This is a genomic window from Ruegeria sp. HKCCD7181 (genome assembly GCF_057221055.1).
On the sequence record NZ_JBWVBC010000011.1, the window covers coordinates 141,282 to 167,554 of the forward strand.

Sequence of the window (26,273 nt, forward strand, 5' to 3'; positions counted from 1 at the left end):
CATTGCAGGTTCACGTTTCCGGCCGTGGCCATTAAGACCACGGCCGGCATTTGTTCGTTTTCAGTTTTGCGTAAACACGCGATCAGCCTTCAATCCTCATGCCGAGGTCATCGACCAGGCCGCGAAAAACGCTGTACTGATTCACGATGAACTCCTGGCTTTCCTCAGGCGTCATCAGATTGATAACCGATCCTCGGGCTTCCATTTTTTCCTTGAACGCCGGATCTTCGATCGCGGCTGCAAGGAAGTCACCCCACGTGGATGCAATGTCATCGGGCAGGTCAGATGGGCCAGCGATACCTGTCCAGCCAACCAACTGCTGTAGTTCGGGCTTTCCCATATCGGTCGAAGTCGGTGCATCAAAGCCAGCCACCGGGTCTGCGGTTGTAACCAAAATCGGGCGCATTTGCCCGTTTTCTACAAAACTCGCAACGGACGAAGAGTTCTGGCAAAGGAAGGTTGCCGTGCCGGTCAGAATTGCAGTCGCAGCCGCCCCACCACCTTTCAGCGGAATGTGGGTTGCTTGTTTCAGGGGTTCTTCGACTCCGAAGGTTTTCAGCACCATTGCACCGGCAAGATGCTGCAGAGATCCGACACCGGACGAACTGAAGGTTACGTTGTCCCCTGCTTTCACCTTCGCTATCAGATCGTCAATGGACGTGATGTCCGATTTGGCATCTACAACGCAGGCCACCGGGTTGATTTCGTAGACACCGACAAACCGAAAATCGTCAAGAGTATACGGCAGAGTGGCTTTCATCGCGGGGCTTACAGTATGAGATCCGACACGCGCAAAGAGGAGCGTGTACCCATCCGGTTTTGCATTCTGAACTGCGACCGAACCCGTTGCGCCGCCTGCCCCTGCCTGATTTACCATAACCAGCGGTTTACCTACCGAGTTACCAAGTGGTTCCGCCAGGGTGCGGGCCGATATGTCTGTGGCGCCTCCGGGACCGTAAGGTATGATCATGTTGATGGGTCGGGCGGGGTAATCTTCAGCAAGGGCTGCATTGGCAACAAGTGCAGCTGCAAAGCCCATTGCGGCGGTCAATTTCAGTAACATCATGTCTTCCTCCCAGAATGGCTAGTGACGCTTGGAGTATTCAACGGTGAACCGTGAAACGATCCGACCCATCGCGTTGACAAAATCTACCAGTAAGAATATTTTTATAAAAGTGACGAATACTAACAAAAAATGTAAGTGAAAGTTACAGTTCCGGATGTCCATTAGAAATCTGAAAACCCTGATTGCCGTGGCCGAACACCGCAGTTTTACGGCCGCCGCCGCGGCTGTGCACGTGACCCACGCGGCAGTAAGCCTACAAATGAAAGCGCTGGAGGAGGAATGGGACGTCAATCTTTTTGACCGATCTTCACGTACACCAGAATTAACCCCGGTCGGGCGTGCCTTAGTGGCACGAGCACGCGAAGTAGTTGCTGCCTATGAAGGCATTGTCAGCTCGGTCTTGAGCGATGGCGGTTTCAAAGGTGAACTGTCTCTTGGCGCAGTACCAACAACCATTGCCGGACTGGTTCCCTTGATGCTCCGGCATCTGAAAGATGAGTACCCGGATCTGCATGTCAGGATTGTTCCGGGTCTGACGATCGAACTGGTTGGGCAGGTCGAACGGGGTGTCATCGACGCAGCGATTCTGACTCAACCGCCCGTCATTCCCAGAAAACACGTCTGGCGCGAAATCGCGACCGAACCAATGGTGTTGATCGCCGCGCCGGGGACCGATTGCGACAATGCGGTCGAGTTACTTCAGTCCAACCCGTACATCCGGTTCTCGAGAAAAGCAGTCGTTGGGGGAATGATCGATAACTGGTTGCAAAAACAGGATTTTGATGTTGAGGAAAGTATGGAACTGGAAACGCTGGATGACATTGGCAGCATGGTCCATGAAGGTTTGGGCGTCTCGATTTGTCCCAGTCTTTGTGTTCCACCTGCGGTACAGTACCCATTGACCGTCCTGCCTCTCGAACCCTCGCCCCCGCCACGAACACTTGGGTTGCTGTCGCGTGACGACAATATCAAACCCAAGGTCCTTGATGCAGTTTTTGATAAGGCTTGCCTTGTGGCCGGAACCAGCGAAAGCGGTAACGCTTAATCCCTACAGGAGATTTTCATCTATGACACCAGAGGTGCTCCCGGTTGTAGTTGCCGGCGCTATGAGCGGTGGTTTTATCAATGGTCTGGCCGGGTTCGGCACATCCCTTTTCGCGTTGGGATGGTGGCTGCAGGTCATGCCCCCGATGCAGGCGGTTGCTATGTCACTAATCGCGTCTGTCTTCACAGGAATTCAGGGGGCGATACTGGTGCGGAAGTCCATCAGTCCGCGCGCGTTGGCGATGTTCCTGGTTCCTGCGTTTTTTGGCATACCCATCGGCCTGCAACTACTGGATGCGATAGATGGAAAAACGCTCAAGATTGTGATTGCAGGGTTCATGCTGCTATATGGCGGATTTTTCATCTTTCGGCGTGACCTACCCAACATAACCCGTGCGACCCCCATAATGGATAGCTGTCTTGGGTTCTTTGGCGGGATATTGGGGGCAATCTCGGGATTGTCTGGCGCATTGCCAACGATGTGGTTGTCGATGCGGGACTGGCCAAAAGAAAAAAGCCGAGCAATTCTCCAGCCGTTCAATATAGCCGTTCTGGGGATTTCGGCGGTACTGCTGGCAATTGGCGGGGCGTACACGATCGAAACCCTGACCTACCTGGCGATTTCACTTCCGGCCGCGATGATTGCCGCTCAGATCGGGCTGTTTACATTCAAAAAGCTGACCGATGCCCAGTTCCGAAGATTGCTGATCATCATGATGTTCATTTCGGGCGCGGCAATCGTTGTGAAGGAATTCGTGTAGCCCCGTGACGGCGACTCAAATGGGTCTTATTGACTAGCGAGACAATGATGCAGAAACCAATGTCCGAGGATCAGGATCAGTCAGTCGTTGTCGGCAGCGGCGTCGTCGGACTGGCGATCGCACGAAGGCTTGCCCGTTCGGGACGCGAGATACCGGTGCTTGAGGCAGAGGATTCCGGTTTTCACCACACGAGCGCGCGCAATTCCCAGGTCTTGCACGCGGGTTGGCTCAACACGCCCGGAACGCTGAAGGCGACGCTTTGCGCGGTCGGGCAGCGCATGGTCTTCGATTTCTGCGGCACGCGGCATCTCGATTACGTGCGATGCGGAAAGCAAGTTATCGCGTCCGATGACCGGCAACTGGCATCCCTTGCAACGCTGAAAACGCAGGGGGAGCGAAACGGTCTGGACGATCTGCACCTTCTTTCGCAGCAGGAAGTTGTCGCGCTAGAGCCTTAACTACGATGCGCTGGTGCTCTTTTGTCGCCGTCGACCGTTGTTCTGGATGCACCATCCTTCATGACCGCCTTGCAGAGCGAGGCGCAGGCGCAGGGCGCGACATTTGCCTTTAACGCGCCGCTTGATGCCGCCGAGGCGACAGATGGTGGTTTCATCCTGCATGTCGGCAGCGAGAATGGAATGACTCTAGGCTGCCGCAACATGTTCAACGCCGCGGGCCTGGGCCCATTGCATGTGGCGCGCAACCTGCTCGGGTATCCGGCAGCGTACGTTCCGCATCAAACTTATGCAAAGGCATGTTATTTCTCGCTGGCATCGAGGCGCGCGCCGTTCGAGCGGCTGATATATCCGGTTTCGCAACCGGGGTCTTCCGGCGTGCATGCCCTAAGAGATACCGCCGGGCAGGCCCGGTTCGGGCCGAGCCTCAGCTTTCCGGTTACCGGTTCCATCGACTATCGACACGATGCCGCACCGGAACCATTCGAAGCCGCCATCCGGAATTTCTGGCCCGGTATGCCAGAGGGCGGGTTGCACCCGGATACCTGCGGAATTCGCCCGCGCGCCGGCCCACATACGCGATCAATATCCAATCACCGATCCGGCGAAGCCGACACTTGGCGCAGCAACGGAACGCTCCGAGTGACCGTTTCGGAATCAAGCGTCTGCGAGCCTTTCGCTTCCTTGCAATGGCACGATCAACAACGCCAATCGTGCACCGGGATAAGTACTTCAAGGGACCATGAAGAACGGTGCCGGGATCAGGATCTTGTTTTCGATATTGTCGACAAGCGGGCGCATCTGCACGGCGTAGGCCTGCCACTCGTCGTTGGCCTGCAGGGCTTTGCGCCGCTCCCAACGGTCATCCATGCTGTCGTAGCCCCACATGTGGACGATCTGATTCAGCGGGCCGATATCGGTAAAGTAATACCCAACCATCTTTCCGAGAATGCGGGTCTGAACTTCCATCCCTTCGGCTTCGTACAGTTTCAGAAAAGCGGGGACATTGCCGTTTTTCAGCGTATAGGTGCGTTGGTCAACAAACATTTCATAGCTCCGGTAGTCAGATGTTCATGGTCAGGATCAGAACCAGAAGAAGTACCGCCAGAAGAACGGTCAGGATACACAGCAACCCGATTGCCGATCCGCCGACATCGGCCAGTTTCTTCAGGGAAGTTTTCATGCCGAGCGCGGAAATCGCGGTGATCAGACACCAGCGGGAAAACTCCAGCACCAGATCGGACAGCGCCTGCGGCACTAGACCGTAAGAGCCAATCAGCACCAGCGCGGCAAAGCCGATGACGAATAGCGGCATCGGAAGGCCGCTCTTTCTGGTTTCTGCACCGGTTGCTGCAAAAAAGAATGAGATGGTTAGCACAATTGGAACCAGAAGTGCCACGCGCAGCAGTTTGACGATGGTGGCGATGTCACCGGCTTCTTCCGAGATACTGTAACCGGCCCCGACTACCTGCGCGACATCGTGAATTGTAGCGCCCAGGAATATCCCCGCCTCGCGATCCGTCAGGCCGATCAGGTCGGTCAGGATCGGATAGGCAATCATTGCAACGGTGCTGAGCGTGGTCACGGCGATCACGGTAAAAACAGTATCACGCTCTTTGTTGGCGTAATTGGGCAGGACCGAGGATATGGCCAGTGCCGCGGAGGCGCCGCAGATTGCCACCGCGCCTCCGGTCAGCACTCCGAACCGGGAGCGGCGCCCGAAAGCGCGGGAGAACACCAGACCCGCCAACAACGTCACCAGTACACCCACGATGGTAATAGCGACAACACCGCCGCCCAATGCGATGACCTGCTGCACCGTGATGCCGAGCCCCAGAAGGGCGACGCCAAAGCGCAGAACTTTTTTTGCAGCAAACTCGATCCCCGGCGCGCAGCGTGTGTCATCTTCGCTCAAAAAGCTGAACGCGATACCCAATAGCAATGCCAGCAGCATGACTGGCGCGCCGTAATGCTCGGACAGGAATCTGGCGGCCATGCCGACAACCAACGCGATGAGTAGCCCGGGAAACAGTGTTCGTGTTTCCCGGGTGACCTTCAGGCCTGAAATGACGGTCATCCGATCAGTTCGTCTTTACGATCGTCTGTTTCGCCGAAACGCTTCAGCACGGCTGGTTTCGTTCCCTCGTAAACCGCCGCAAGGTTTTCCGCGATCTTCTCGTTTTCGCGTTCAAACAAACAATTGCCGTCCATGTCGGATGCAACGATGAACGGCCCCATCTTTTCGGCCTCCAGCACCCACATCGCCTGAGCAAGGCCCACTTCCTTTTCCCAGTGGATATCGACAACACGCTTTACGCCGCGGCCCAGCAGGGCGCCGGTGCCATAGCCGACAGTGCTGAGGTAGATCGCCCCATGCGGGACAAAGATGTCCTGATAGTGCTGGCGCGTCATGCCGCCCTTGCCGATGATGATCCGGGCGCCGGATTTGTCCATCCACTCGCTCAGCCATTTTGCAAACCGGAACGAGGCCGTGGCCGTTACCGCGCCCAGGTTGAACGTGCCGTCGGGGTTGATCGATGCCGCTGGCGAGCAATGAAAATTGGCCGCGCTCGCCTGTGGCAGCTGCATTGGAATATTCGCCTTCTTTTCCAGTGCGCGGATATAAACGCCTTCGCGCGCCGTATAGATCAACCCGTCGAGATAGACGATGTCGCCCAGTCGCAACGCAGCCAGGTCTTCCCGGGACGGCGTCGTACTCAGGCGGATTTCGCGTGGCTTTGCAGGCCTTCCCATTCCACAGTCTCCCTGCGTTGATAGTTGGTGAACCAATCGGGGTCCGTGCGATACTCGACCCGCCCGTCGGACCAGATGCGCGCAACGGCGCGGCGCGAACTGAGGCAAAAGGCATGAACGCTCATCTGCATGCCGCCGGTATGGCAGTAGCCGACCTCGATATTGCAATCGATGACCATGTTCTTTCCGACAAAGCCCATTGCGCCCATGCCGATATTGTTGCCCATTTCCTTCAGCTCGTCTTCGAGCTCTGCGATTTTCGGGTCGGCGTTGCGCGATCCAACCGTGCGCAGGCAGGCCGCGCGTTTACCCAGAACCATGCAAGTGTCCTTGCACCCGCCTAGACCGATGCCGATGATGGCGGGTTGACAGGCCAGACCGCGTTTGCCGAAAGCGACCAGACTGTCGAGATAGAAACGTTTGATCCCCTGAATGCCATCCGACGGAAACAGCATTCTGTAGTCCGTCCCAAACAGCCCGCCCTTATGCACCGTGATCAAGTCGATCCATTCCCCGTCGGGTTCAGGCTCAAAGCCGTATTCGATCTCAGGGGCTCCGATACCCACATTGTTGTCGTGATCCGTGCGCCACAACGGGTGCACGCGATTGGGTCGCATAGGCAGGCCCACGGTGCGGTTTGCTGTCGCCCGCCTCAAGGCAGCCTCGAGGGCAATGGGACCACCGTCAATCGTGACCGAATTGCTCATCTTGACGTACCAACGCGGTGTACCAGTGTCGCCGCACATGGCGCGGCCGTCTTCTTTCGCCACTTCGTAGTTTTCCAGCATCGCCTGTAGCACGAACGAAGCCAAATCACCGCTCTCGGTGTCTGCTGCCGTTTTGAGCCCGGACAGGTAATCCTCAGGGATTTCCACAGCGGCTTTGTCCATCAGGGTTTCGGCAGTTTTCTCGATGAGGTCGATCGATATCATTGTGCGGCCTCTTGCGGGTTTTCAGGTGGTTCCGGCGGGGCCGCAACCAGGGTTTCGGGTTCGTCTTCGGATAGAACGGTTTCCCCCGGCTTCACGATGGTGAATTGCACGTCTTCACGTACCACCTTCACCGCGTCGCCCGATTTTCGGGCTACGGTAAAGTACGACGTTTCCAAATCGCCCTGATCGGGGAAATCCTCGCGGAAATGGGCGCCGCGAGAGTTTTCGCGGGCCAGCGCCGCTTCGGTAATCACTTCCGAGATGTCGCACAAGCTGCGCATGTTCAGCCAGTCATGCCAGGTTAGGTTGAAGGAGCGGTTGTCGTCGGCGACGCCACTTTCCATCAACTCTGCGCTGATCTCGTCGATCCGTTGCAGCCCGCGGTTCAGCCCGGTTTCCGTACGCATCACGCCGACGTCTTCCCACATGGCATCCTGAAGTTTGGTCCGAAGCGCCTGAATGTTGCTCGCCGGCTTGGCAAACGGGTGTTCCGCCCGGATCAACTCGGCGGTCAGCAGGTCTTCGTCGGGGTCGCGCAGCGGACCCATCCTGCGGATATCGGCGCCCATAACGTCTCCGGCCACTCCGCCATAGACGGTCGAATTCGCAACGCCGTTGCCACCCAGACGGTTCGACCCATGTGCGCCACCGGCGTCTTCACCGGCAATGTACAGGCCCTCCATCTCTGTCCGCGTGTCCGGATCGACCACCACACCGCCCATGAAGTAATGCGCAGTCGGAACCACTTCGACCTTGCCGCCCGCCAGGTCGAACCCGCAGTCGGCGCAGCGTTTCACCATGCCGGTGAATTTGGTTCGGACGTTTTCGACCCCCAGATGCGACATCGAAATGAACACGCCACCATTCGGAGACGAATTGTTCTTGCGCATCTCGGCATAGATCCCACGGCTCACGACATCGCGGGTTGCCCGCTCGCCGCGTTCGTCATAGTCGAACATGAACCGCTGCTCGGATCCGTTCAGCAACTGACCGCCCGCGCCGCGCAGGCCTTCCTCCAACACGGTGCCGGTCATCTTGGTGCCTTCACCGCCCAACAGTCCGGTCGGATGGAATTGAACCATCTCCATGTCGCGCAGCTTCAACCCTGCGCGCAGCGCCATGGCCAGACCATCCATGGTCTTGTCGCCTGATGGCGTGTGATACTTGTACATTGTCGGCCCGCCGCCGGTCGCCATCAGCACCGTTTTGGCCCGCACGAACCGGAACCTGCCGGTGCGCATGTCGATGAAGAGAACACCGGATAGGGCTGTTCCGTCTTTCGTCGGGATAAGCGCGATAGCACGGTGTTCCTGCAGCTTTTCCAACTGCCGCGACAGGACCTGTTCCATCAGCCTGTTGATGATTTCGATCCCGGTCAGATCGCCCTTGTGAACCGTGCGGTCGGCGGTTTGCCCTGCAAACGCCTTGTGATGCAGTGATCCGTCGGTATTGCGGTCAAAGAAACACCCAACCTCGTTTTCAAGCTCACGCACTCGGACAACCGCCTGTTCGCACAGCTTCCACGCCATGTCCTGATTGGGCAGCCACTTCCCGCCCACGATCGTGTCCATGAAGTGGCGCTCGACGGAATCACCGGGTCCTAGAGCCACATTGTAGCCGCCCTGAACCATCCGCGTGCAACCGCATTTGCCGATCAGACCTTTGACCGCAATAGTGATTTTCGTCCCCTGAGGCGCCGATTGCTGGGCATGCAGTGCCGCGAACAACCCCGCCCCACCGGTACCAAGGATCAGAATGTCCGTGTCGTGTCGGTCGATATCGCTTTTAAGTGGCATATCTTACACCGCCTGCAAGAAAAAGGTTCCGGAAATCAGAATGGATACGCCCACCGCTGCCGCCGCGAGCGTCTTCTGTTGCGAGGTCCAGGGCAGCAACTCCAACGCCAGCAGCCGCAATCCGCCAAAGACATGTACAGCCAACAGGAACACCAGTCCGAACTCGGCCAGTTTGACCAGAGTATTTTCGGTCAGATAGAAGAGTCCATCCAGACGCTCTTTATTGGTCAGCGCAAGAGACAAAACCCAGAAATGCGCAGGCAGAAACAGCGCCAGCACCAGACCGGACAACCTGTGAAGAATGAAAGCGTACCACAACGGGTGCGAACGATGCGGGCGGATCATGCTATGCCTCCCGAAGTGACCGACCAGACGGCTTGGGCACCCATAAAAAACAGGCCTAGAAAGACCAGCCAGGTCAGCGTGTTCAGAGTGCTGCTGCCAAGGCCGAATGTCTCGAACACGATAACACGCAATCCAATGGCGGCATGGATGGCCACAGCAACGACGAATGTGCCGTAAAACAGCGCCCAGCCAAAACTACCCTGCGTGCGCGACAGAATTTCGTCCGCAGTCAGCCCGTTTTGGATCGCGATGATCATGACGATGATATGGACCAGAACCAGCGGCGCCATGACTAGCGCCGACAGCCTTTGCAAAAGATAGAGCTTCAACCCCAGCATCGTTCAGTCCTCCCGCCGGAAGAAGGCGCGCGTCGTAGCGCGTTTCAGCCCGGCAATCGAATTCATCGGGCTGAGTTCATTCGGGCAGAAATGCGCGCAATTGCCCATCGAATGGCAGTTATGGCAGCCGCCATTCTGGCTGACGGCATCCAGAATGGGCTGCTTTGCGCCATCCTTGGCATCATTAAACAGCGTCCACGCTCGGTTGAGCGCCGCCGGTCCCAGATAATCGGGGTTTGCTGCCACAACATCGCAGGACGCATAGCAGACCGCGCAGTTGATGCATTCGATACCCGCATCGGCGTTCTGGCGGGACGCGTCCTGCGGGCTGATTTCCTCGACCGGTTCCTGCCGGTTTCGGGTGGGGTGAAAAACCCCGCCAGCTTTGACCCATTTGTCGAAAAAAGGATCCATGTCCGCTGCCAGATCCTTGATCACAGGTAAATTGCGCAGCGGTGCAATCCTTATGCTGTCCCCGTTGAGAACTTTTTTGACATGGGTTCGGCAGGTCCAGCGCGGTTTATCATTGACCATCATGGCGCAGGATCCACACATCCCGACCCTGCACGCATACCGATACGAGACAGACGGATCACTGTTTTGTTGAATCCAGGCAACGACGTCCAGAACCGTTTGGCTATCTTGCGCGGGCACCTCGAAATCTTGATAGCCCCCACCCTCTGAATCGCCGCGCCAGACCGAGACGTTCAAACTCTTTTTGGCTTCTGCCACGTTCCGCACCCCATCGATATCTGGCGTTGTATTTGACGTGTATTAAAGCTAACCGTAAATGACGGTAACAAAAAGCGATTAATTATAACATTTCTTGTAAGTTTTTCTTACGCTCAGCAATACTTCGAACACTGCTATAGGCTTGGAGGGGGCCGCGCAAAATCCTCGAGCGTACCAGTTCGTTACCAGGCACGTGCAACTTTTCCAGCGATCGTTCACCCCGAATTATTCCGACTTGGACACCGAAATCTCCTGCCTGACTGAAAAGCTGGCCGCAGAACATGATAACGCCTTGGGTGAGGTCACACGGGGGCTAGAGGCGTCGAATTCGCTGAAGCGCACCGCTGAACGAGAACGAAAGCAAGAGCGCGGAGGCATTTGTCGCGGTCAGGCCGGTGAACGTTGAATGGCCATCTCAGTAGTCGTGCCTGTTACTAACGAAGTTGCGGATGCTCTGATCGAAACACTAACACCTCGTATCAACGCACTGAACAACTGATCGAACCTCTGACATGGGCCTTTGATCACGGCAAAGCATCCTGCGAGAGTCACCGGTTCACATCAAAAGGGAGAGGCGAAAGGTGCCATCACCCTCGTCAATGGGCGCGGCTTCCAGTGACAAGCATCAGGTTTCGAGGCCAACTACTTCATCGGCGGGACGTCGATCGTCGATTTCACTTCGGACATGTCGATCTGGAAGGAGGAGATATTCGGCCCGGTTCTCTCGATTGTTCGCCGCAAATCCTACAAAGACGCTATCGACCTGTTCCATCACCACGAACATCCGGCTTCTTGAGACAGCCCTATATATCTTTGCCGCGAGCCCCAACGAATTTCCGCTTGCTTGTCCCTCGTCGCCCCGAGGCATCGGTGGTAACCCTGCCGGCCCACACATCAAGTGCAAGAAGCAAGGGGCATGACCCTTTTCCATCTCCTGGCAGATTGCCGCAATGCTCCTGCTCGCGATCTCCTTCGTTCGGTTTTCCCCGCAATTTCAGGTCGCCACGGCAGAATGACAAGGTTCCTCGCTGGATAAAGCTGACCGGGCTTTCCTGGGGTTCTTGTTCGCCAGCGCCACGGCAACCACGTTCGGGTACTGCCGTTCACGCGTCCGTCTGATCCATTCATATTTGGATCCGCCGTTCCTCTGCTTTTCTAAGATCAGCATGCGCGCCGTGTGTGTCAGCAAGGTACGCAGGTATCGGTCGCTACGTTTGCTGATGCCGAGAACAAGCGGGCCTTCCCTCCGCTCAATCTTGCCGGTGCGTCGGCACATCTCGTTTGAACGGAAGAGGTTCCTGATCCGTCGGTCATAGCCAATGCTACGTTTGTCCAGCTCGGCCAACTCATTGTTAGCGTCACGTAGCAGATCCCTAAACATTTAGCTCGGATCTTCATCCTCGCCGTCCACGATCCGGTCTAGGGCGCCGAGCAGCCGGATGATATCTCCAGCAAAAAAACTTCTATCGTTCGTTGCTGAACTACCGGTGTGCACCGTAGCGATGGAGGTTTGTTCCGTGAGCCATTATTGGCGGCGAGAAATTAAACCACCGGGGCATTCGGTGCGCCTGATCGCACCAAAATACATCAATCCTTTTGTGACGCGCGGCATTTAATGGTCTGACAACCTACGTAGATTATCAATTCCTTGCGCAGTCACCTAGATCTTCTTGGTTTTCGATATATTCGGTCCTTCAGAACGTTTGTGACCCAACCACCAAACCAGCAAAGAGCCCGGGGGTTCCTCCGGGCGCTTTCTTGAAATAACCGGCCAGAACTCAGCTTTTTCCTTTCCAGGGCACCAGATAGTCTTCAGCTTTGCGCATAAGAATGTCGATGCCATAGCCGATGATGCCGATCAGGATGATCCCCATGATGACGATATCGGTCAGCTGAAACTTGGAGGCCGCGATGATCATCATGCCCGCGCCTTTTTGGGCGGCAACCAGTTCAGCCGCTACCACGGTGCCCCAGCAGACCCCCATTGCAACCCTTGCTCCAGTGAAGATCTCGGGCAGCGAGTTCGGGACGATCACATATCGCATGATCTGCCATTTTGAAGCACCGAGCGAATAAGCCGCGTGGATTTTCGAGATGTTCACACCCGACACACCGGCCCGCGCGGCGATGGCCATGATCCAGAGCGCTGCCAAGAACAGCAAAACGATCTTGCCGGTTTCCCAGATGCCGAACCAGATAATCACCAGCGGGATCAAGGCCAGCGGTGGCACCGGCCGCATGAATTCGACGATCGGGTCGAACCAGCCGCGGAACCACCCCGAAAGACCCATGGCGTATCCAAGCGGGATGCCGACCGCTGCGCCGGCCACAAAACCCGCTACCACCCGCAAGAGCGACCAGCCTAGATGCTGCCACAACGAAAAGTTCTGATAACCTTCGTTTGCGATCTCAAAGAACCGGGATACTACTGTTTCCGGCGCAGGCAACCAGATCGGGTTCATCTGCAAACCCTGGTTAGGGGTAAAGCTTATCGCCCCCTTTTTGGTCAGACTGACTTTGCCGTCACCCGTATCGACCGTGGTGTCAGGTCCGATAAGATTGCCGTTGATAGCAACGATCTTGGCTCCTTCCTTGCGCGTGACCTCGTCATTTTTGTCAAACAGAATGGTCGACGCGCGCCCCGGGGCCGCAACAATGGCATCATCCTTGGCAATCCCCGAACCCGGTTCGGCTTCGAATTTTTCGACCTCCCCACCGAATTCCGGGACGCGAACGAAAACTGTAGCGTCATCGGTCGAACCGTCGGCGGCTTCTACCGTATAGGTGAATTGAGTCTCGCCAACAAACGGGCCTGGAACGTGTATCGGGCTAATCTTCGATCCGGTGAATGCCCCCCAGATCACAAAGATCACTATGATTGATATGATCGACGCTGCCCGATCTGCCCGCACGGCACTTTCGTCACCAAAGGTCACCGTTTTTAGACTGATGAAGTCGTGACGGTTCTCCAACCCCTTTCGCAGGAAGTGAACGATGAAAAAAGCGCCCGCGAATAGTCCCAGGTAAAACAGTAGTACAATCATGTAACCTGCTCCGTGCGCCCCATGATTTCCTCCTCCATCTCCCAGATCATCGACAAGATTTCGTCACGAGTTTCCGCGAAACCTTCCGATTTCTTGACGTCGCGCAAGTCCGCGTTCACCCCCCTCTCAGCAAAAGGCAATTTGTATTCGCGATGAATACGTCCAGGTCGCGGCGCCATCACGATCAGACGCTCACCTAGCAACAAAGCTTCTTCGACCGAGTGGGTAATTAGAATGATGGTCTTGCTGGTTTCTTTCCAAAGCTTCAGGACCAGGCCCTGCATCTTTTCCCGTGTAAGCGCATCCAGCGCACCCAGCGGTTCATCCATCAGGATGACATCCGGCTCATTGGCCAAACAGCGTGCCAGCGCGACACGCTGCTGCATCCCCCCGGACAATTCGTAGACCGCCTTGTCCTTGAAATCCTGCAAGCCGACAATTTCCAACAGATGGTCCGAAATCTTGACCCGTTCTTCCTTTGCCATACCCTTCATGAGCGGGCCGAAGTCGACGTTTTCCCGCACGCTCATCCATTCAAACAGCGCGCCTTTTTGGAATACCATGCCACGCTCAGCATCCGGACCTTTCACCAAATGCCCATTCATTTCGATGGTGCCCGAGGTCGGCGCCAAGAATCCGGCAACGATGTTTAGTAATGTCGTCTTACCGCATCCCGACGGCCCCAAAACGGACAACAACTCGCCGTCCTTCAGGCTGAGCGACACATCCTGAAGCGCCTGAACCGATGTGCCATTGGGCAGATCAAAGCGCATGGACAGGTCTTTAATGTCCAATCCCGACATCCTGCTTCCTTCCTGCTAACAGAAATATGGGAACGGCCCGAGAAACGAGCCGATCGCCATAGTGATTTGATCGAGTTCAATCCTGCGACGCAGAAAGCGGACCAGAGTTTACCGCTGCATCATATGAACTCAGAGCCGATTCAATGCTGCCCGCAGACACGAAGACGTCGGCGACACCCTTCATGAAGCTTTGTGCGCCACCGCCAAGCCATTTGTCGGAAAGCTGTTCTTCAACGGATGGGAAGGTGAACGTGGCCATTGTCGCTTCGGTTTCGCTGACGTCCATTCCGGCATCCTGGGCGATGACCGGCAACATTTCGTCGTTCTTGGAGCCAGATTTCCACTGCTCGTTGGCATCGGCGGTGACCTTCAGGAATTTGGATAGCAAGTCGCCTTCCGCCTCGATAAAGCTTGCTGGGGCGCTGGTGACGTCAAACACCAGGATACCCAGCTCTTCCTTTTCTGCGCCGGTCAGAAGGATGTTCCCGTGCTCCATCATCCGTCGCAGCGCTCCGCCCCAACCGCAAACCATGTCGAGATTACCCTGGGCAAAAGCAGCGGCGCCATCGGCCGGTGCCATGTCGACGATTTCCATTGTGCTGACATCAACGCCGAAGTGCGCCATCTGCGACAAGAAGCCGAAATGGGCCGCGGTTCCGATCGGCACACCGACTTTCTTGCCGTTAAGTTCCTCGACGTTGTCCCTGTCGATTTCCAGCGCTTCGGCCACAACGCAGTTGTCATTGTCGGAATAGCTGACCGCCACATCAACGATCTGCAGGTCTTGACCTGCCGAAGTGGTCACCACGAAGGGCGGTACACCTTGGCTAACGGCAATCTGCACGTCACCTGATGCCATCGCCGCCGACATTGCAGTTCCGGTATCGAAGGAAACCCAGTTGATCTTGACACCAAGCTCTTCCTCATAGGTTCCGTTGACCTTCGCATATTGGAAAGGCATCGGCCATTCCAAGAAGTAAGCCACCGTGATCTCATCCGCGGCAAGGGCGGTATTTACCGCTGTGCAAATCGTCAGCGCCGAGGTCAGCACGCCGCAAACTATCTTCTTCATATTCTTCTCCCTTGTTGGATAGGCGGGATCTAGACGTGAACCGCCCGCGCATTTGAATGCGCAAAAACCTTAGCACCGCGTCAAAACAAATAAAAAAAACAAAATATCGCTAATTTTGTTTCGAAAAACCGATGAAGTAGAGTTTGCCTGCCGGTTGGTGAAATTCAACGTTTCAACAGAAATCCGCATAACTCGGATAGTCGCCGGTGTCTTAGGGGCCAAAAAAATCCCCGCAACCGGTGCTGCGGGGACAAGTTTGGGAGATTACAGGCCAAGCTGGCTAACGAATTTCGTTGTCAAATAGGCGTCAAACCCTTCCGGGCCACCTTCAGCACCCAACCCGCTGTCTTTGAACCCGCAGAACGGCGCCTCGGCCAGGGCAGGAGTGAATTCGTTAACGCCGACCCAGCCCGCCTCGAAATCGTCGGCGATATCGGTTGCAGTCTTCAGCGAATTGGTGAACGCATATGCGGCAAGCCCATAGGGCAATGCGTTGGCGCGCTCGACAACCTCGTCATAGGTGCTGAAGGACACGACAGGTGCGACCGGGCCGAACGGCTCCTCGGTCATTAGGACCGAGTTGTCAGGCACGTCGCGCAGCAGTGTCGGCTCGAAATAGCAGCCCTGTTCGCCGCGCTTGCCGCCATGGGTGACCGTTGCTCCATGCGCGATTGCATCCGCCACGATCTGCTCCATTGCCTCGACCCGGCGTTCGTTGGCCATCGGTCCCATGGTGGATTCCGGGTCCATCCCGTCACCCATGCGAATGGCCTCGACATGCTTGGCGAAAGCTTCATAGAATTGCTCGAAGCAGCCATCCTGCACATAGATGCGACTGACGCCCAGGCAGACCTGCCCGGCGTTGCGGTATTTGAACCCGGCGGTCAGGGCGGCGGCGCGTTCGATATCGGCATCGTCGAACACCACGACCGGCGCGTGGCCGCCCAGTTCCATCGTCACCGGTTTCAACTGCGCCCCAGCCATCGAACTTAGCAGTTTGCCCACCCGGATCGAACCGGTCAGAGAGACCTTGGCAATGACCGCAGAATTGACCTGCGTTTCCGACAGTTGCGCCGGGTTGCCGGTCAACTGGCCGATAACACCTGCGGGCACGCCCGCCTCGTGGAGCGCCTGAATGATGCCTGACACCGCGCTTGGGGCCTCATCAGCGGGGTTGAGAATGATCGAGCATCCCGCCCCCAGGGCCGCTGCCAGTTTTCGGCAGCTCAGCACCACCGGGAAATTCCACGGGGTAAAGGCGGCAACCGGACCAACCGGTTCCTTAACCGTCATCTGACGGCCCGAGGCGGCGCGCTGCGGATAGACCCGCCCATAGGACCGGATTGCCTCGGCGGCGCACCATTCGAAGGTCTCGGCGCAGCGGCTCAACTCGCCGCGTGCTTCGGCCAGGGGCTTGCCCTGCTCGCGCGTCAACAGCCGCGCCATCTCTTCCTGACGCGCGTCGATCAATTGCGCCGCCTTGCGCAGGACCGCCGCCCGGTCCCAGGCCGAGGTCTTGCGCCAGATGGCGAACCCCTTTTTTGCAGCGTGCAGCGCGCGCTCGATATCGTCGGGTGTGGCGACGGCGACCTGGCCGATCAGCTCTCCGTTCGAAGGATTCACCAAATCCTGAGTGCCGCCGTCCGAAGCATCCACCCAAGCTCCGTCGATAAACAGTTTGACGTCTTGGTTCATTCTGTCCCTCCAGTCAGGGTTTGGATTAAGCCAATGCCTGCGCCGCAACGGTGTTCAACGCATTTTCAAGAATGTCGAACAGCTCGTCGATCTCGCTTTCGTTGATGATCAGCGGCGGCGAGAACAAAAGCGTGTCACCAGCATTGCGGAACAAAAGGCCGTTCTTCCTGGTCTCGGAAAAAACCCTGGCCCCCATGCCCATGGCGGGGTCGAATTTGTCCTTGGTCTTCTTGTTGGCCACCATTTCGACGGCGCCCAGCAGGCCGACGCCGCGCGTCTCCCCCACCAGCGGGTGATCCGACAGTGCCTTCAGGCGGGTTTGAAATTTGGGCGCGACGCGCTGTACATGACCGATGGTGTCACGCTCGCGATAGATTTTCAGAGTTTCCAGCGCCACCGCCGCCGCCACCGGATGGCCGCCATAGGTAAAGCCGTGGCCAAAGACGCCCTTCTCGCCCGCAAGCTTTTCGATACCTTCGAAAACCTCGTTGGTCACACCCACGGCCGAGATCGGCTGATAGCCGGCCGACAGGCTCTTGGCCATGGTCATCAGATCGGGCTTCAACCCGTAGGTGTTCGCACCGAACATATTGCCGGTGCGACCAAAACCACAGATCACCTCGTCCACGACCAGCAGGATGTCATATTTCTTAAGAATCGGCTGGATCAGGTCGAAATACCCTTTCGAAGGAGGTATTACACCGCCCGCACCCTGCACTGGTTCGGCAAAGAATGCCGCAATCGTATCGGGGCCTTCTTCCAGGATGGTCTGTTCCAGTTCTGCTGCCAGACGCGCCGAGAACTCTTCTTCGGTCTCGCCATCCTTGCCAAAACGATAATAATGCGGGCAGGACACTTGAAGAAAACCATCAATGGGAATGTCGAATCCGTCCTGATTGATCTTAATCCGAGTCATGCTGGCCCCCGCAACGGTCACACCGTGATAGGAGTTCAGGCGCGAGATCATCTTCTTTTTCTTCGGCCGCCCGATTGCGTTGTTGTAGTACCAGATCATCTTGATCGCAGTATCAATCGCTTCCGATCCTGAGCAGGCGAAAAAAAATTTCTCAATGCCATTGGGTGTGATCTCAGCCAGCCGCTGCGCCAACTTGACCGTCGGCACCGGTGCGCGCCCAAAAAAGCCGTGATAATACGGTAACTCGCGCATCTGCATTTCGGCCGCTTTGACCAAGCGCTCCTCATTAAAGCCTAGCGAGGCGCACCAAAGCCCTGCCAGCCCTTCAATATAGCTGTCGCCGTTATCGTCGGTGATGCGGATGCCCCGCCCACCGGTCACGATCATCGCACCGTTCTCGGCCACCTGATGGGGGTCCGTATTGCCATGGATATGATGCTTAGCATCCAACCTGGACAAAGTGTTATTAGGTTCTGTTGCCACGACAACCTCCTGGATGTAGCCGCTGATCTTCTTTGAAGCTTCTAGCACTCGACAAGCTATTTAGAAAAATGTATAAAACTGCGAATTAATGTCGAAAAATCCGATGAATGTATCCATTAAGGCCATACGCTACTTCGCCACCGCATGTGAGCTGGGCAGTCTGACAAAAGCAGCCCATCAACTTAGGATTTCCAACTCTGCCATTTCTGTTGCGATCTCGACCCTCGAAGAAGAGTTCGGCACCCAGCTCATTTTCCGTCAGCGCGCCAAGGGGATCACAATGACGCCGGCTGGGCGCGAGGTTCTGGCCAGGGCCAAGCGCCTACTTGAGGAATTCGATCTTTTCTCAAGTGGTAATGATAGGTTGGGCGCACCATTTCGCGGCAATCTGAAGGTCGGGTATTTTGCACCTGTCGGCCCTGCCTTTTTGCCATCAATCATCCGTCCCCTTCTTCAACAAAGCGATGGCGTTCAGATCGACCTGGTAGACTGCAATAACGAGCAAGCCCAAAACGGTCTCCTTGACGGTTCATTCGATGTGGCCATCTTTCAAGATTATGCAGTTCGCCCCGAAATTTCGTGGCAACCGCTTTTGTCGATTCCACCCTATTTGGTGGCCCCTAAGATCAGCAGGTTCTCCTCAAACGAAAGCGTCCGGTTTTCCGAATTGGAAGGCGAAAATTTCATTATTCTGAATCTACCAGCCACACTTGAATATTATACTTCGATGTTGAAGCGATTTGGCGTAAGTCCGAACGTAATTGTCGGGGCCTCCAGCGTAGAAGCTGTCCGTTCTCTGGTGGCTGCGGGAGTGGGGTATTCGGTTCTGAACATGCGGCCCAATGTCAATTTGACTTATTATGGTTCGGAGATCAGATGCATTCCATTAAAAGATCCGCCGGATCGGACGCTCGATCTTGTTATCGGTTATTTGCCCGGCCAGCTCAGAATGCTGACGCAGGCCTTTATAGACGGTTGTCTGGATTATTTCCGGTCTGAAACCGCCCAATCACACCGCGTGATAACGAACCCATTTGCTTCAACTAAGTGATCCGGCTTGTTTGTCGGTGATGGGGATCCACCGCAATATACCTGAAGAAGGAACTTCGCGGAAAGGTTTTAGGTCTCAAGCCGCCAACTGAGCAAACTGCTCGAACGGACAGACTCGGCCTCCGATCTGGCCTTTAGCGACCATCTGAGCTACTTCGAATCCATCCAACGTCGCGGATACGGAAACAAAGGACTTAAGCCAAGTACCGGCCGTATCCGTCGTTTGATAAAGCGGTGATCTTGCTCAACCAAGTTATTGAGAAGTTTCCGCCGGATCATCTGAATCGGGGTCGGGCAGCCAAAGCCCTTTAGCATTTTGTTGACTGCTTTGATTCCCACAATGTTCGCACCACTCTTGTCGATAGCAATAATTCCCGCTGACGTCATCTTCGGGCGCGGCCAAGTCATTCTGAAACAAAGAGAAAGGATCGAACGAAGGGCCATCGAAACCCGGCGCCTGCTTCACAGCTATTCCGCAGCATAATCAAGCCAACAGTGTGAGCCAGATCCTCTCTTAGATCAGGTGGCCAACTGGCACAAAACCTCTAAAAGCGGACAAATCACCAAATCCGGCCAGAAAGCGCACCGTCGGCCTCGCTGTGCATCCCCATGCAACGTCTTCCCCTGCAGCAGTCGGCTTTGTAGAAATGGTGGAGAAGGGCAGATGAGGTGGGATGGTATCGCCAAGTTATTTAAGCTTTGTGCTATTAAACCGATTGAACGGCGACCTAGCCGCCATTTCCAAGGTGTAGTCTGCCCACAGGCTAAAAAACATCTGATCGGGTTTAGCGAAATATGACAGCGGAAAATTTATAGCGACGAGGGTGAAAGATTAGATCGACCAGATCGTGAACGGTGAGGAACTTTGGGTCTTGCCACGACAATTTGAAGCGACCAGGAATCATTTTGTTTTCAAGGTACCTGTGCGAAACCTCAACTGAGTTGCTAAAACTCTTTTTGAACCCGATGATCCGTGGTTGGCGACAGTGCCTTTATTGGTTTGATAAAGCTATGCAGTTTGTCCGTTATCCCAACACGGAGTTGGCTAAAAAGCAGGACCAACCGGTTCAGAAAGCGCTTTGTCGCCGGGACATATTCTCTGGATTTTCCGAGGATATCCGGCACGTTCTTATCCGTTTCGATGACCAGCCATAGCCATATCTCTTATCGCAGATCAAGATAACCATCTCATTGAAGTACCATTTTCTCGCGCGGTACGGGGCGGTCGCGCCTGATGCAGTCTGGGAAAACGCCGGCCAAAGCGGTAGCACCTGAGCCCGATCGCTTCCCTGATGGAAATCACACCCCGTTCTGCAAGCAGGTCTTTGACGTCGGCAGTGCTCATGTTGAACTGGTGATAGGCCCAGACAGTGTTAGCGATAAATTCTCAAGGACAGCGAAAGCCTTTCAGGCGAGGCATCCAAATCGTTAACACTGGATACCCGAGCGACGGGCAAAAGCAACTTGGCAATATCAACACAGGCCTTTATCGACAATTGTCAGGACTATTTTGCGACCAACGCGGCCCCGGCAGCACCGGGAGATGTTTGATGGTCAGCCCAAGTAAGAGGTCTGAACGATGTCGCTGATCTTGCTTCGCACGCTTGTCGCCGTGGCCGAGCGCGGCAGTTTTTCTCGAGCCGCAGATCAGGTTTGTGTCACCCACGCCGCCGTTGGTCAGCAGATGCGCCGGCTTGAGGATCTGTTGCGAACCGAACTGTTCGACCGCAGCCAGAAGTCGCCGAAACTCAATGCAACCGGGCTAGCATTGATCCCCCGTGCCCGAGCGGTCCTGCTGGCCTATGACGATCTGGTCGACGACCTGGTCGGCGAAGCTCGTTTGTACGGTGAGCTGACGCTAGGTGCCGTTCCTTCGACCATTCGCGAGTTGGTACCCAGAGCGCTCAAGCACCTGATGGAGCTATATCCGCAAATCCACGTGCGCGTGGTGCCTGGTCTGTCCGGAGACCTTGTGGAACAGGTCGAACGTAACGCGCTGGACGCCGCTATTCTTAGCGTATCCGGACCGCTAGGGCCGGAACTGGTCTGGCGCCGCTTTGCGGCCGAACCTCTAGTCCTGATCACGGCCAAGGAAATCACCGAAACGGATCCTCGCCGGATATTGCGGAACATGCCATTCATCCGCCACACCCGTCGCGCTGCGGTCGGGCAGCTCGTGGACCGGTGGTTGGCAAAATCGGGGTTGTCGGTTCAGGTTTCGATGGAAATGGATTCGCTGGAATCTCTGTCCAGCATGGTTGCGCATAATCTTGGCGTATCCGTTGTTCCAGATATCTGCGTGCCGGACACGGTTTTCTCGGCGCTGCGCCGCCTTCCACTCGATGCAAATGGGATGGAGCGGCAGTTAGGCATTATGACCCGCGCTGATTGCGCAAAAACAAAGCTCGTGGATGGGCTTCATGACGCAGTCACTGCGACGGTCACAAGACGGAAAGGTTAGGTTGACCGATTTCGGATAACGAGCAGATGCCAATCTGCGCCAGGACCTGGTGCATCTCAGCTTGCAGAGCCTCGCAATACTGTACCAAACCAGCCTCACCCGCCCCGGCAATGGCATAAAGCAGTGGACGCCCGAGGAAGACATAATCAGCCCCTACAGCATATGCTTTGACGATATCCTCACCTGACCGAACTCCGCTATCGAAGAACACCGGATAATCAGGACCAACAGCTTCGCGAACCCGACACAATGCATCAATTGCTCCTGGCGCACATTCCAATTGACGCCCGCCATGGTTGGAAACCTGCACAGCATCAACGCCTTCGTCGCGCAGCGTAAGGGCATCGCCAGGATCCATTACCCCTTTGACTACCAGTTTGCCAGGCCACTCCTGTCGCAGTCGTTTCAGATAGTCCCAATCGGCAGCGGCCCGGCTTGCCTCGCGGTCAAAATCCCCGAACTGTCCACCGAAATTGGCGAGCGTCGGTTTGCCTTTGAACAACACGGACAGTGACCAGCGGGGATGTAGTGCGAAATCGAGAAACTGACGCGGGCCGATGCGGAATGGCATCCTGAATCCGTTTTTCAAATCTCGCGGTCGGCGACCAACCTCAGGGACGTCAACGGTCAGAATGATGGTATCGTAACCGGCCGCTTGCGCGCGCGGGACCAGTCGCCAGGAGTCTTCACCATAGTAGAGTTGCAGCCACGCATACCCCTCGGCAACCTCCTGTATGCGCTCAAGGCTGGTAGAGGCCAGCGTTGACACGCCATGCGGCAACTGATGCCGCGCGGATAGCCGCGCCAACATCAGATCGGCGCCAGGCGCCGCCAGATTGCACATCCCCATGGGGCTTATCCCAAAGGGCAAGCTGCGTTCAGTTCCAAAAACTGGGACGGCCAGACTGCGGTGTTGCACGTCCCGCAATACGCGCGGGGCCAGCAGAACCCGATCCAGAGATTGACGGTTTCGCGAGACACCAAGCTCGGTCCCGGCGGCCCCTTCCATGTAGTCAAAGACCATCCATGGCAACCGCTTGCGGGCAAGACGTTGCGCGTCCCGATGGGTGTGAATGTCACCTCGCCAGAGCATTTCGGACATTTCGTGCCGTTACTGCGCTCGCCCGTACGTTTGATTCCTCGGTCACCCCACCGATATGAGGCGTCAGGATCAAGTTGGGCACATCTTGAAAAAAACCGGCCGCAGCCTCTGTCAACGGTTCAATTTCGAATACGTCCAGCGCCGCCCCGCTAAGATGGCCTGCTTTCAGCGCCCTGATCACGGCGGCCTCGTCAACGACCCCACCCCGCGCGGTGTTGATCAGAACTGAACCGGTTCGCATCGCCGCAATCGCTTTGCGGTCAATCATATGCCGTGTCTGATCCGTCAACGGAACATGCAGGCTGAGCGCATCGCTTACCGCCAACAGTTCTTTCAATGAATCCTGCCGGATCACACCGTTCCAGACCGGGTCATTGGCCATGAGGAACGGATCCATTGCGGCAACTTTCAATCCTATCGCCCTCGCCAGCCGTGCCGTCTCTCGTGCGATCGATCCGAAGCCAACCAACCCTAGAACCTTTCCATTGGCTTCTCGTCCGGCCATCTCCTGCCGGGGCCAGGTGCCAGATACCATCCGGGCATTGCCCAGATAAGCCCCGCGCAACAACACCAGAGCGCTGGTGATGACGTATTCGGCAACCGAGCTATCGTTGGCACCGCTTGCGGGATGCACGGTGACCCCACGTTCCCTGCAACCTTCCAGATCGATATTATCGAGACCGACTCCAAGCCGACCGACGCATTTCAGGCCGGGTGCGGCCTCCAGCAAAGCCTGATTCACGCGGGTCCGGTTCCGGACAATCAAAGCTGCAGCAGTCCCCAACTCCCGATGCAGGCGCTGCGGATCATCTACCAGAAAAGGATCATAGAGAACGTCATGATCCGAGGCGAGATCAGCGACCGAAGCCTCATCCATAAATTCGGAAATGACTATGCGTTCGGCCATGGCCGGTGTCTCCGTGGGAGGATGGTTGGGGAATGCCGTTGGCTATCCCGCAAGAGTTTGAGATCAAGCCTGAACCGCCTTCATGAAGCGGTCGCGGATGATTACCGGGTCCATGGTGATTACCGGCATCTTGGCATTCCCGCTTTCGCATTTACAGACGATGACTGTCATTTTGCAGCTATCCAGTGCCGCCTGCAGGGCGGCCCCGGTATCTTCGGCCCGGCACTCGACCACATTCTCGCAGCCACAAGCCTGCGCCACGGCCGCCAGCGAGGTCTTTTGGCCCGCATAGGTTGGCTGGTCCCCGGTGGAGCCGTAAGAACCATTGTCCACGATCAGTAGGATGTAGTTGTCCGCCACATTGTTCGCGATGGTCGGCAACGTGCCCAGATTGGTCAGGACCGAACCGTCGCCGTCAATCACGATGACCGTTTTCGGCTGTGACAACGCCAATCCAAGACCAATGGATGAAGCCAATCCCATCGTGCCCAGCATGTAAAAGTTGGTCGGCTGGTCGTCGATGGCATGCAGTTCCTGGCTGGGAATGCCGATGTTGCAGACAACCAGTTGATCGCTGAGGATCGGTGCAATTCTCTTTAGAACTTCAGAACGGATCATTGGTCGCCGTAGCCTCCCCAGAAATTGGCATCGGTCAGGATCGCAACCGGCTTGTTGCACATGAAAGTGTATTTCAGGATCATGTCGAGTTCTTCGACATCGGACTGTTTGTGGAAGTGATAGGTCGGGATGTTGAGCTGGGCTAGCAAGGCCTTGGTGTGCACCGCCATCTCAACCTGACATGCAACCGGTTCCCGTAACTCGCCACGATAAGAGATCAGCATCGGCAAAGGCATACGATAGAACTGAATTAGCGTTGCCAGCGTGTTGATCGTCACACCGATGGCAGTGTTCTGCATGATTATAGCCGGGCGTTTGCCGCCCATCCACGCACCCGCGCAGAGCCCCATACCCTCGTCCTCCTTGTTAGAAGGAACGTGGTGGATTTCGGCGCGCACATCGATTTCTTCGATAACTCCGGCGAGTTGCTTACAGGGTACCGTGGTCACGAACTCGATCTGATTGGCAATCAGATCATCCGCTATCCTGGCATGGATGGACATGATTGATTTCGCTTTCTGAAGATTTCATCCTTCTGTCGCGCAAGCGGAACTTGAAATCAATCCATAGTTTTTTGACATAATGTAAATCAAACATTTACTTACAAGCCGAACCATCGGTGGCACTGAAGGTGTAGACGCCCCAGCTGGCCTTGATGTGTCATGGCGGGTTTGCAGACGACCTGAATGGAGGCATCTAAGGAAGCGGATACCGTGATTGGCCCGGACTTGGAGAAGAACATTTCCCGGGTGCACGAAATGGATCCGACGAGTCACGCAGTTTTTCAGAGGAGATTACGTAGAGGTCAAGTCCTTGAGTTTTTGCCTGGTTACCGAGGTGTTAGGTGGCGACTGGGTCGTGATGTCAGGCTTAATCCTCCACTGTATGTGAGACCGTTTGTGAAGCGACAAAAAAACGATGCAGTGTGTCCCTGTAAAGAGCGAAGAGGCATAAGCGGCGGTGATCATGTTTCGGACCCTTGAGCTTCTGGTTCGGTAACGCCCACAACTGATCAATGCCCTGCAGGACCACCGCAAAGAACTGGGTCACGTAGCTCCGCGGCGGGTTGGCAACAGCCGCAAGCTGGTCGAGATAGTAGAAGATTATGAGACCGCGATACTGGAAGCGGCGCAGTCTTGCGTAAAGGGGCTAATAGAAATGCTGACCCGTTTAACAGCCGGATAAGCGACTTGATACGGAGATAGTACGTCATGCGCGAGACAATGAAATGGCGCGTCGCCTGATGACGGCAACAGGGATTGGGCCGCTTATTGCCATCGGGCAAGCATCGACATGTGCAATAATCGAACATCCATTGCTGAACGAGGTGTGCTACCACCTTCGCATTCGTCGCCTGCAAACCTCGACAAGTCCAGGTCGCGCCGATCGAACATAAAAGGAGCAATATCAGTTTTTCGACCGTATCGCGGCGTACGGCCCGGATGGTCCGAAGAGGCGATTCGGGTTCTGTCGCAAACTTCGCCCTTACCTGTCAGGTCGAGTGCATTTCTGGTAGCGCGCACTAGAACATGACAGGAGCAGGCCGTGACGGTCACATTTAAGGGCACGCATCTTCCGAAGGACGTGATCTTGCACGCGGTTTTCTTCTACCTGCGCTACGGTGTTTCATACCGGGATCTGGAAGAAATCATGTCGGAACGTGGTGTTGATCTGGATCATGTAACGCTAAACCGCTGGGTCAGTCGATATGCAGGCCTCATTGGTGAAGCAGCGCGGTATAGAAAGCGTCCCGCAGACCGTTCGTGGCGCATGGATGAAACACATGTGAAAGTGAAGGGCGACTGGGTTTATCTTTACCGAGCGATCGACAAACACGGCAAAATCCTGGATTTCATGTTGTCTGAGCGCCGGAATAAAGCCGCTGCGACGAAGATCTTC

General features: G+C 55.9%; 25 protein-coding genes and 4 pseudogenes. 8 read left to right on the plus strand and 21 right to left on the minus strand.

Annotation, left to right across the window (positions count from 1 at the left end):
• Window positions 1-82 precede the first annotated feature (82 nt).
• Window positions 83-1,066 (minus strand): Bug family tripartite tricarboxylate transporter substrate binding protein, encoded by a 984-nt coding sequence (locus AC2TCY_RS19255; protein WP_480849882.1) that lies wholly within the window; start codon window positions 1,064-1,066, stop codon window positions 83-85.
• Between the two features lie 154 nt (window positions 1,067-1,220).
• Here AC2TCY_RS19255 and AC2TCY_RS19260 point away from each other — a divergent pair, with 154 nt between their 5' ends.
• From AC2TCY_RS19260 to AC2TCY_RS19270, 3 genes and pseudogenes are all read left to right on the plus strand, one after another.
• Window positions 1,221-2,111: a LysR family transcriptional regulator gene (locus AC2TCY_RS19260; RefSeq protein WP_480849884.1), complete on the plus strand. Its 891-nt coding sequence runs from the start codon at window positions 1,221-1,223 to the stop codon at window positions 2,109-2,111.
• Between the two features lie 22 nt (window positions 2,112-2,133).
• Window positions 2,134-2,871 (plus strand): sulfite exporter TauE/SafE family protein, encoded by a 738-nt coding sequence (locus AC2TCY_RS19265; protein WP_480849886.1) that lies wholly within the window; start codon window positions 2,134-2,136, stop codon window positions 2,869-2,871.
• A 59-nt stretch (window positions 2,872-2,930) separates the two neighbouring features.
• Window positions 2,931-3,908: pseudogene (locus AC2TCY_RS19270) on the plus strand (NAD(P)/FAD-dependent oxidoreductase); the annotation flags it as partial.
• A gap of 150 nt (window positions 3,909-4,058) precedes the next feature.
• Here the strand turns inward: AC2TCY_RS19270 and AC2TCY_RS19275 are convergent.
• The 8 genes from AC2TCY_RS19275 to AC2TCY_RS19310 are packed head-to-tail and all read right to left on the minus strand — an operon-like array spanning window position 4,059 to window position 10,232.
• Window positions 4,059-4,373: an NIPSNAP family protein gene (locus AC2TCY_RS19275; RefSeq protein ID WP_480849888.1), complete on the minus strand. Its 315-nt coding sequence runs from the start codon at window positions 4,371-4,373 to the stop codon at window positions 4,059-4,061.
• 16 nt (window positions 4,374-4,389) lie between these two features.
• Window positions 4,390-5,394 (minus strand): YeiH family protein, encoded by a 1,005-nt coding sequence (locus AC2TCY_RS19280; protein ID WP_480849927.1) that lies wholly within the window; start codon window positions 5,392-5,394, stop codon window positions 4,390-4,392.
• A gap of 5 nt (window positions 5,395-5,399) precedes the next feature.
• Window positions 5,400-6,080, minus strand: a complete 681-nt coding sequence (locus AC2TCY_RS19285) for a fumarate hydratase C-terminal domain-containing protein (RefSeq protein ID WP_480849890.1) — start codon at window positions 6,078-6,080, stop codon at window positions 5,400-5,402.
• Entirely contained in the window at window positions 6,044-7,012 is a 969-nt protein-coding gene (locus tag AC2TCY_RS19290; protein WP_480849892.1) for a fumarate hydratase, read from the minus strand. Before AC2TCY_RS19290 ends, AC2TCY_RS19285 begins: the two co-directional genes overlap by 37 nt.
• Window positions 7,009-8,808 (minus strand): L-aspartate oxidase, encoded by a 1,800-nt coding sequence (locus AC2TCY_RS19295; protein WP_480849894.1) that lies wholly within the window; start codon window positions 8,806-8,808, stop codon window positions 7,009-7,011. The genes AC2TCY_RS19290 and AC2TCY_RS19295 overlap by 4 nt, the downstream gene beginning before the upstream one ends.
• 3 nt (window positions 8,809-8,811) lie before the next feature.
• Window positions 8,812-9,153: a succinate dehydrogenase, cytochrome b556 subunit gene (gene sdhC / locus AC2TCY_RS19300; protein ID WP_480849896.1), complete on the minus strand. Its 342-nt coding sequence runs from the start codon at window positions 9,151-9,153 to the stop codon at window positions 8,812-8,814.
• Complete coding sequence (locus AC2TCY_RS19305; protein ID WP_480849898.1) at window positions 9,150-9,491, minus strand: succinate dehydrogenase; 342 nt, start codon at window positions 9,489-9,491, stop codon at window positions 9,150-9,152. The genes sdhC and AC2TCY_RS19305 overlap by 4 nt, the downstream gene beginning before the upstream one ends.
• Window positions 9,492-9,494: 3 nt before the next feature.
• Window positions 9,495-10,232: a succinate dehydrogenase/fumarate reductase iron-sulfur subunit gene (locus AC2TCY_RS19310; RefSeq protein WP_480849900.1), complete on the minus strand. Its 738-nt coding sequence runs from the start codon at window positions 10,230-10,232 to the stop codon at window positions 9,495-9,497.
• 226 nt (window positions 10,233-10,458) lie between these two features.
• Here AC2TCY_RS19310 and AC2TCY_RS19315 point away from each other — a divergent pair, with 226 nt between their 5' ends.
• Both AC2TCY_RS19315 and AC2TCY_RS19320 read left to right on the plus strand, forming a co-directional pair.
• Window positions 10,459-10,629, plus strand: coding sequence for a hypothetical protein (locus AC2TCY_RS19315; protein WP_480849902.1), 171 nt, complete (start codon window positions 10,459-10,461; stop codon window positions 10,627-10,629).
• A 234-nt stretch (window positions 10,630-10,863) separates the two neighbouring features.
• Window positions 10,864-11,019: pseudogene (locus tag AC2TCY_RS19320) on the plus strand (aldehyde dehydrogenase family protein); the annotation flags it as partial.
• A 198-nt stretch (window positions 11,020-11,217) separates the two neighbouring features.
• Here AC2TCY_RS19320 and AC2TCY_RS19325 read toward each other — a convergent pair.
• The 6 genes from AC2TCY_RS19325 to AC2TCY_RS19350 all read right to left on the minus strand — a co-directional run bounded on the left by AC2TCY_RS19325 (window position 11,218) and on the right by AC2TCY_RS19350 (window position 18,236).
• Window positions 11,218-11,604 (minus strand): hypothetical protein, encoded by a 387-nt coding sequence (locus AC2TCY_RS19325; protein WP_480849904.1) that lies wholly within the window; start codon window positions 11,602-11,604, stop codon window positions 11,218-11,220.
• 397 nt (window positions 11,605-12,001) lie between these two features.
• The gene (locus tag AC2TCY_RS19330; RefSeq protein ID WP_480849906.1) at window positions 12,002-13,267 is read right to left on the minus strand and encodes an ABC transporter permease; all 1,266 of its coding nucleotides are present in this window, start codon (window positions 13,265-13,267) and stop codon (window positions 12,002-12,004) included.
• Window positions 13,264-14,070 carry a taurine ABC transporter ATP-binding protein gene (locus AC2TCY_RS19335; protein WP_480849908.1) on the minus strand — a complete coding sequence of 269 codons (807 nt, stop codon included), beginning with the start codon at window positions 14,068-14,070 and terminating at the stop codon, window positions 13,264-13,266. The genes AC2TCY_RS19330 and AC2TCY_RS19335 overlap by 4 nt, the downstream gene beginning before the upstream one ends.
• A gap of 76 nt (window positions 14,071-14,146) precedes the next feature.
• The gene (locus AC2TCY_RS19340) at window positions 14,147-15,142 is read right to left on the minus strand and encodes a taurine ABC transporter substrate-binding protein (RefSeq protein WP_480849910.1); all 996 of its coding nucleotides are present in this window, start codon (window positions 15,140-15,142) and stop codon (window positions 14,147-14,149) included.
• 264 nt (window positions 15,143-15,406) lie between these two features.
• Window positions 15,407-16,837: an NAD-dependent succinate-semialdehyde dehydrogenase gene (locus AC2TCY_RS19345; protein WP_480849911.1), complete on the minus strand. Its 1,431-nt coding sequence runs from the start codon at window positions 16,835-16,837 to the stop codon at window positions 15,407-15,409.
• 25 nt (window positions 16,838-16,862) lie between these two features.
• Complete coding sequence (locus tag AC2TCY_RS19350; RefSeq protein WP_480849913.1) at window positions 16,863-18,236, minus strand: aminotransferase; 1,374 nt, start codon at window positions 18,234-18,236, stop codon at window positions 16,863-16,865.
• 103 nt (window positions 18,237-18,339) lie between these two features.
• Between AC2TCY_RS19350 and AC2TCY_RS19355 the strand changes: the two genes are divergently transcribed.
• Window positions 18,340-19,287: a LysR family transcriptional regulator gene (locus AC2TCY_RS19355; RefSeq protein WP_480849915.1), complete on the plus strand. Its 948-nt coding sequence runs from the start codon at window positions 18,340-18,342 to the stop codon at window positions 19,285-19,287.
• Window positions 19,288-19,362: 75 nt separating this feature from the next.
• On the opposite strand, the pseudogene AC2TCY_RS19360 reads toward AC2TCY_RS19355, so the two are convergent.
• Together AC2TCY_RS19360 and AC2TCY_RS19365 are read right to left on the minus strand one after the other, a co-directional pair.
• Window positions 19,363-19,553, minus strand: a pseudogene (locus AC2TCY_RS19360) (DDE-type integrase/transposase/recombinase); the annotation flags it as partial.
• A 421-nt stretch (window positions 19,554-19,974) separates the two neighbouring features.
• Window positions 19,975-20,667: pseudogene (locus AC2TCY_RS19365) on the minus strand (DDE-type integrase/transposase/recombinase).
• 198 nt (window positions 20,668-20,865) lie between these two features.
• On the opposite strand from AC2TCY_RS19365, the gene AC2TCY_RS19370 reads away from it, so the two are divergent.
• Window positions 20,866-21,747: a LysR substrate-binding domain-containing protein gene (locus AC2TCY_RS19370; RefSeq protein WP_480849917.1), complete on the plus strand. Its 882-nt coding sequence runs from the start codon at window positions 20,866-20,868 to the stop codon at window positions 21,745-21,747.
• On the opposite strand, the gene AC2TCY_RS19375 is transcribed toward AC2TCY_RS19370, so the two are convergent.
• The 4 genes from AC2TCY_RS19375 to comD all read right to left on the minus strand — a co-directional run bounded on the left by AC2TCY_RS19375 (window position 21,728) and on the right by comD (window position 24,877).
• A complete protein-coding gene (locus tag AC2TCY_RS19375; protein ID WP_480849929.1) occupies window positions 21,728-22,840 on the minus strand; it encodes an alpha-hydroxy acid oxidase in 1,113 nt (370 codons plus the stop codon). The genes AC2TCY_RS19370 and AC2TCY_RS19375 overlap by 20 nt on opposite strands.
• Window positions 22,824-23,756: a hydroxyacid dehydrogenase gene (locus AC2TCY_RS19380; RefSeq protein ID WP_480849919.1), complete on the minus strand. Its 933-nt coding sequence runs from the start codon at window positions 23,754-23,756 to the stop codon at window positions 22,824-22,826. The genes AC2TCY_RS19375 and AC2TCY_RS19380 overlap by 17 nt, the downstream gene beginning before the upstream one ends.
• Window positions 23,757-23,819: 63 nt before the next feature.
• Entirely contained in the window at window positions 23,820-24,374 is a 555-nt protein-coding gene (gene comE, locus AC2TCY_RS19385; protein WP_480849921.1) for a sulfopyruvate decarboxylase subunit beta, read from the minus strand.
• A complete protein-coding gene (gene comD / locus AC2TCY_RS19390; RefSeq protein WP_480849923.1) occupies window positions 24,371-24,877 on the minus strand; it encodes a sulfopyruvate decarboxylase subunit alpha in 507 nt (168 codons plus the stop codon). Before comD ends, comE begins: the two co-directional genes overlap by 4 nt.
• A gap of 1,042 nt (window positions 24,878-25,919) precedes the next feature.
• On the opposite strand from comD, the gene AC2TCY_RS19395 reads away from it, so the two are divergent.
• Window positions 25,920-26,273: IS6 family transposase (locus AC2TCY_RS19395; RefSeq protein WP_480849925.1), on the plus strand; the 354-nt coding region annotated here is incomplete at its 3' end.

What these genes read in the sequence shown, in the direction of transcription:
- AC2TCY_RS19255 (WP_480849882.1), bottom strand. Translation starts at nt 1,066, where the DNA reads ATGATGTTACTGAAATTGACCGCCGCAATGGGCTTTGCAGCTGCACTT.
- AC2TCY_RS19260 (WP_480849884.1), top strand. Translation starts at nt 1,221, where the DNA reads ATGTCCATTAGAAATCTGAAAACCCTGATTGCCGTGGCCGAACACCGC.
- AC2TCY_RS19265 (WP_480849886.1), top strand. Translation starts at nt 2,134, where the DNA reads ATGACACCAGAGGTGCTCCCGGTTGTAGTTGCCGGCGCTATGAGCGGT.
- AC2TCY_RS19275 (WP_480849888.1), bottom strand. Translation starts at nt 4,373, where the DNA reads ATGTTTGTTGACCAACGCACCTATACGCTGAAAAACGGCAATGTCCCC.
- AC2TCY_RS19285 (WP_480849890.1), bottom strand. Translation starts at nt 6,080, where the DNA reads ATGGGAAGGCCTGCAAAGCCACGCGAAATCCGCCTGAGTACGACGCCG.
- AC2TCY_RS19290 (WP_480849892.1), bottom strand. Translation starts at nt 7,012, where the DNA reads ATGATATCGATCGACCTCATCGAGAAAACTGCCGAAACCCTGATGGAC.
- AC2TCY_RS19295 (WP_480849894.1), bottom strand. Translation starts at nt 8,808, where the DNA reads ATGCCACTTAAAAGCGATATCGACCGACACGACACGGACATTCTGATC.
- sdhC (WP_480849896.1), bottom strand. Translation starts at nt 9,153, where the DNA reads ATGATCCGCCCGCATCGTTCGCACCCGTTGTGGTACGCTTTCATTCTT.
- AC2TCY_RS19305 (WP_480849898.1), bottom strand. Translation starts at nt 9,491, where the DNA reads ATGCTGGGGTTGAAGCTCTATCTTTTGCAAAGGCTGTCGGCGCTAGTC.
- AC2TCY_RS19325 (WP_480849904.1), bottom strand. Translation starts at nt 11,604, where the DNA reads ATGTTTAGGGATCTGCTACGTGACGCTAACAATGAGTTGGCCGAGCTG.
- AC2TCY_RS19330 (WP_480849906.1), bottom strand. Translation starts at nt 13,267, where the DNA reads ATGATTGTACTACTGTTTTACCTGGGACTATTCGCGGGCGCTTTTTTC.
- AC2TCY_RS19335 (WP_480849908.1), bottom strand. Translation starts at nt 14,070, where the DNA reads ATGTCGGGATTGGACATTAAAGACCTGTCCATGCGCTTTGATCTGCCC.
- AC2TCY_RS19340 (WP_480849910.1), bottom strand. Translation starts at nt 15,142, where the DNA reads ATGAAGAAGATAGTTTGCGGCGTGCTGACCTCGGCGCTGACGATTTGC.
- AC2TCY_RS19345 (WP_480849911.1), bottom strand. Translation starts at nt 16,837, where the DNA reads ATGAACCAAGACGTCAAACTGTTTATCGACGGAGCTTGGGTGGATGCT.
- AC2TCY_RS19355 (WP_480849915.1), top strand. Translation starts at nt 18,340, where the DNA reads ATGAATGTATCCATTAAGGCCATACGCTACTTCGCCACCGCATGTGAG.
- AC2TCY_RS19370 (WP_480849917.1), top strand. Translation starts at nt 20,866, where the DNA reads ATGTCGCTGATCTTGCTTCGCACGCTTGTCGCCGTGGCCGAGCGCGGC.
- AC2TCY_RS19375 (WP_480849929.1), bottom strand. Translation starts at nt 22,840, where the DNA reads ATGCTCTGGCGAGGTGACATTCACACCCATCGGGACGCGCAACGTCTT.
- AC2TCY_RS19380 (WP_480849919.1), bottom strand. Translation starts at nt 23,756, where the DNA reads ATGGCCGAACGCATAGTCATTTCCGAATTTATGGATGAGGCTTCGGTC.
- comE (WP_480849921.1), bottom strand. Translation starts at nt 24,374, where the DNA reads ATGATCCGTTCTGAAGTTCTAAAGAGAATTGCACCGATCCTCAGCGAT.
- comD (WP_480849923.1), bottom strand. Translation starts at nt 24,877, where the DNA reads ATGTCCATCCATGCCAGGATAGCGGATGATCTGATTGCCAATCAGATC.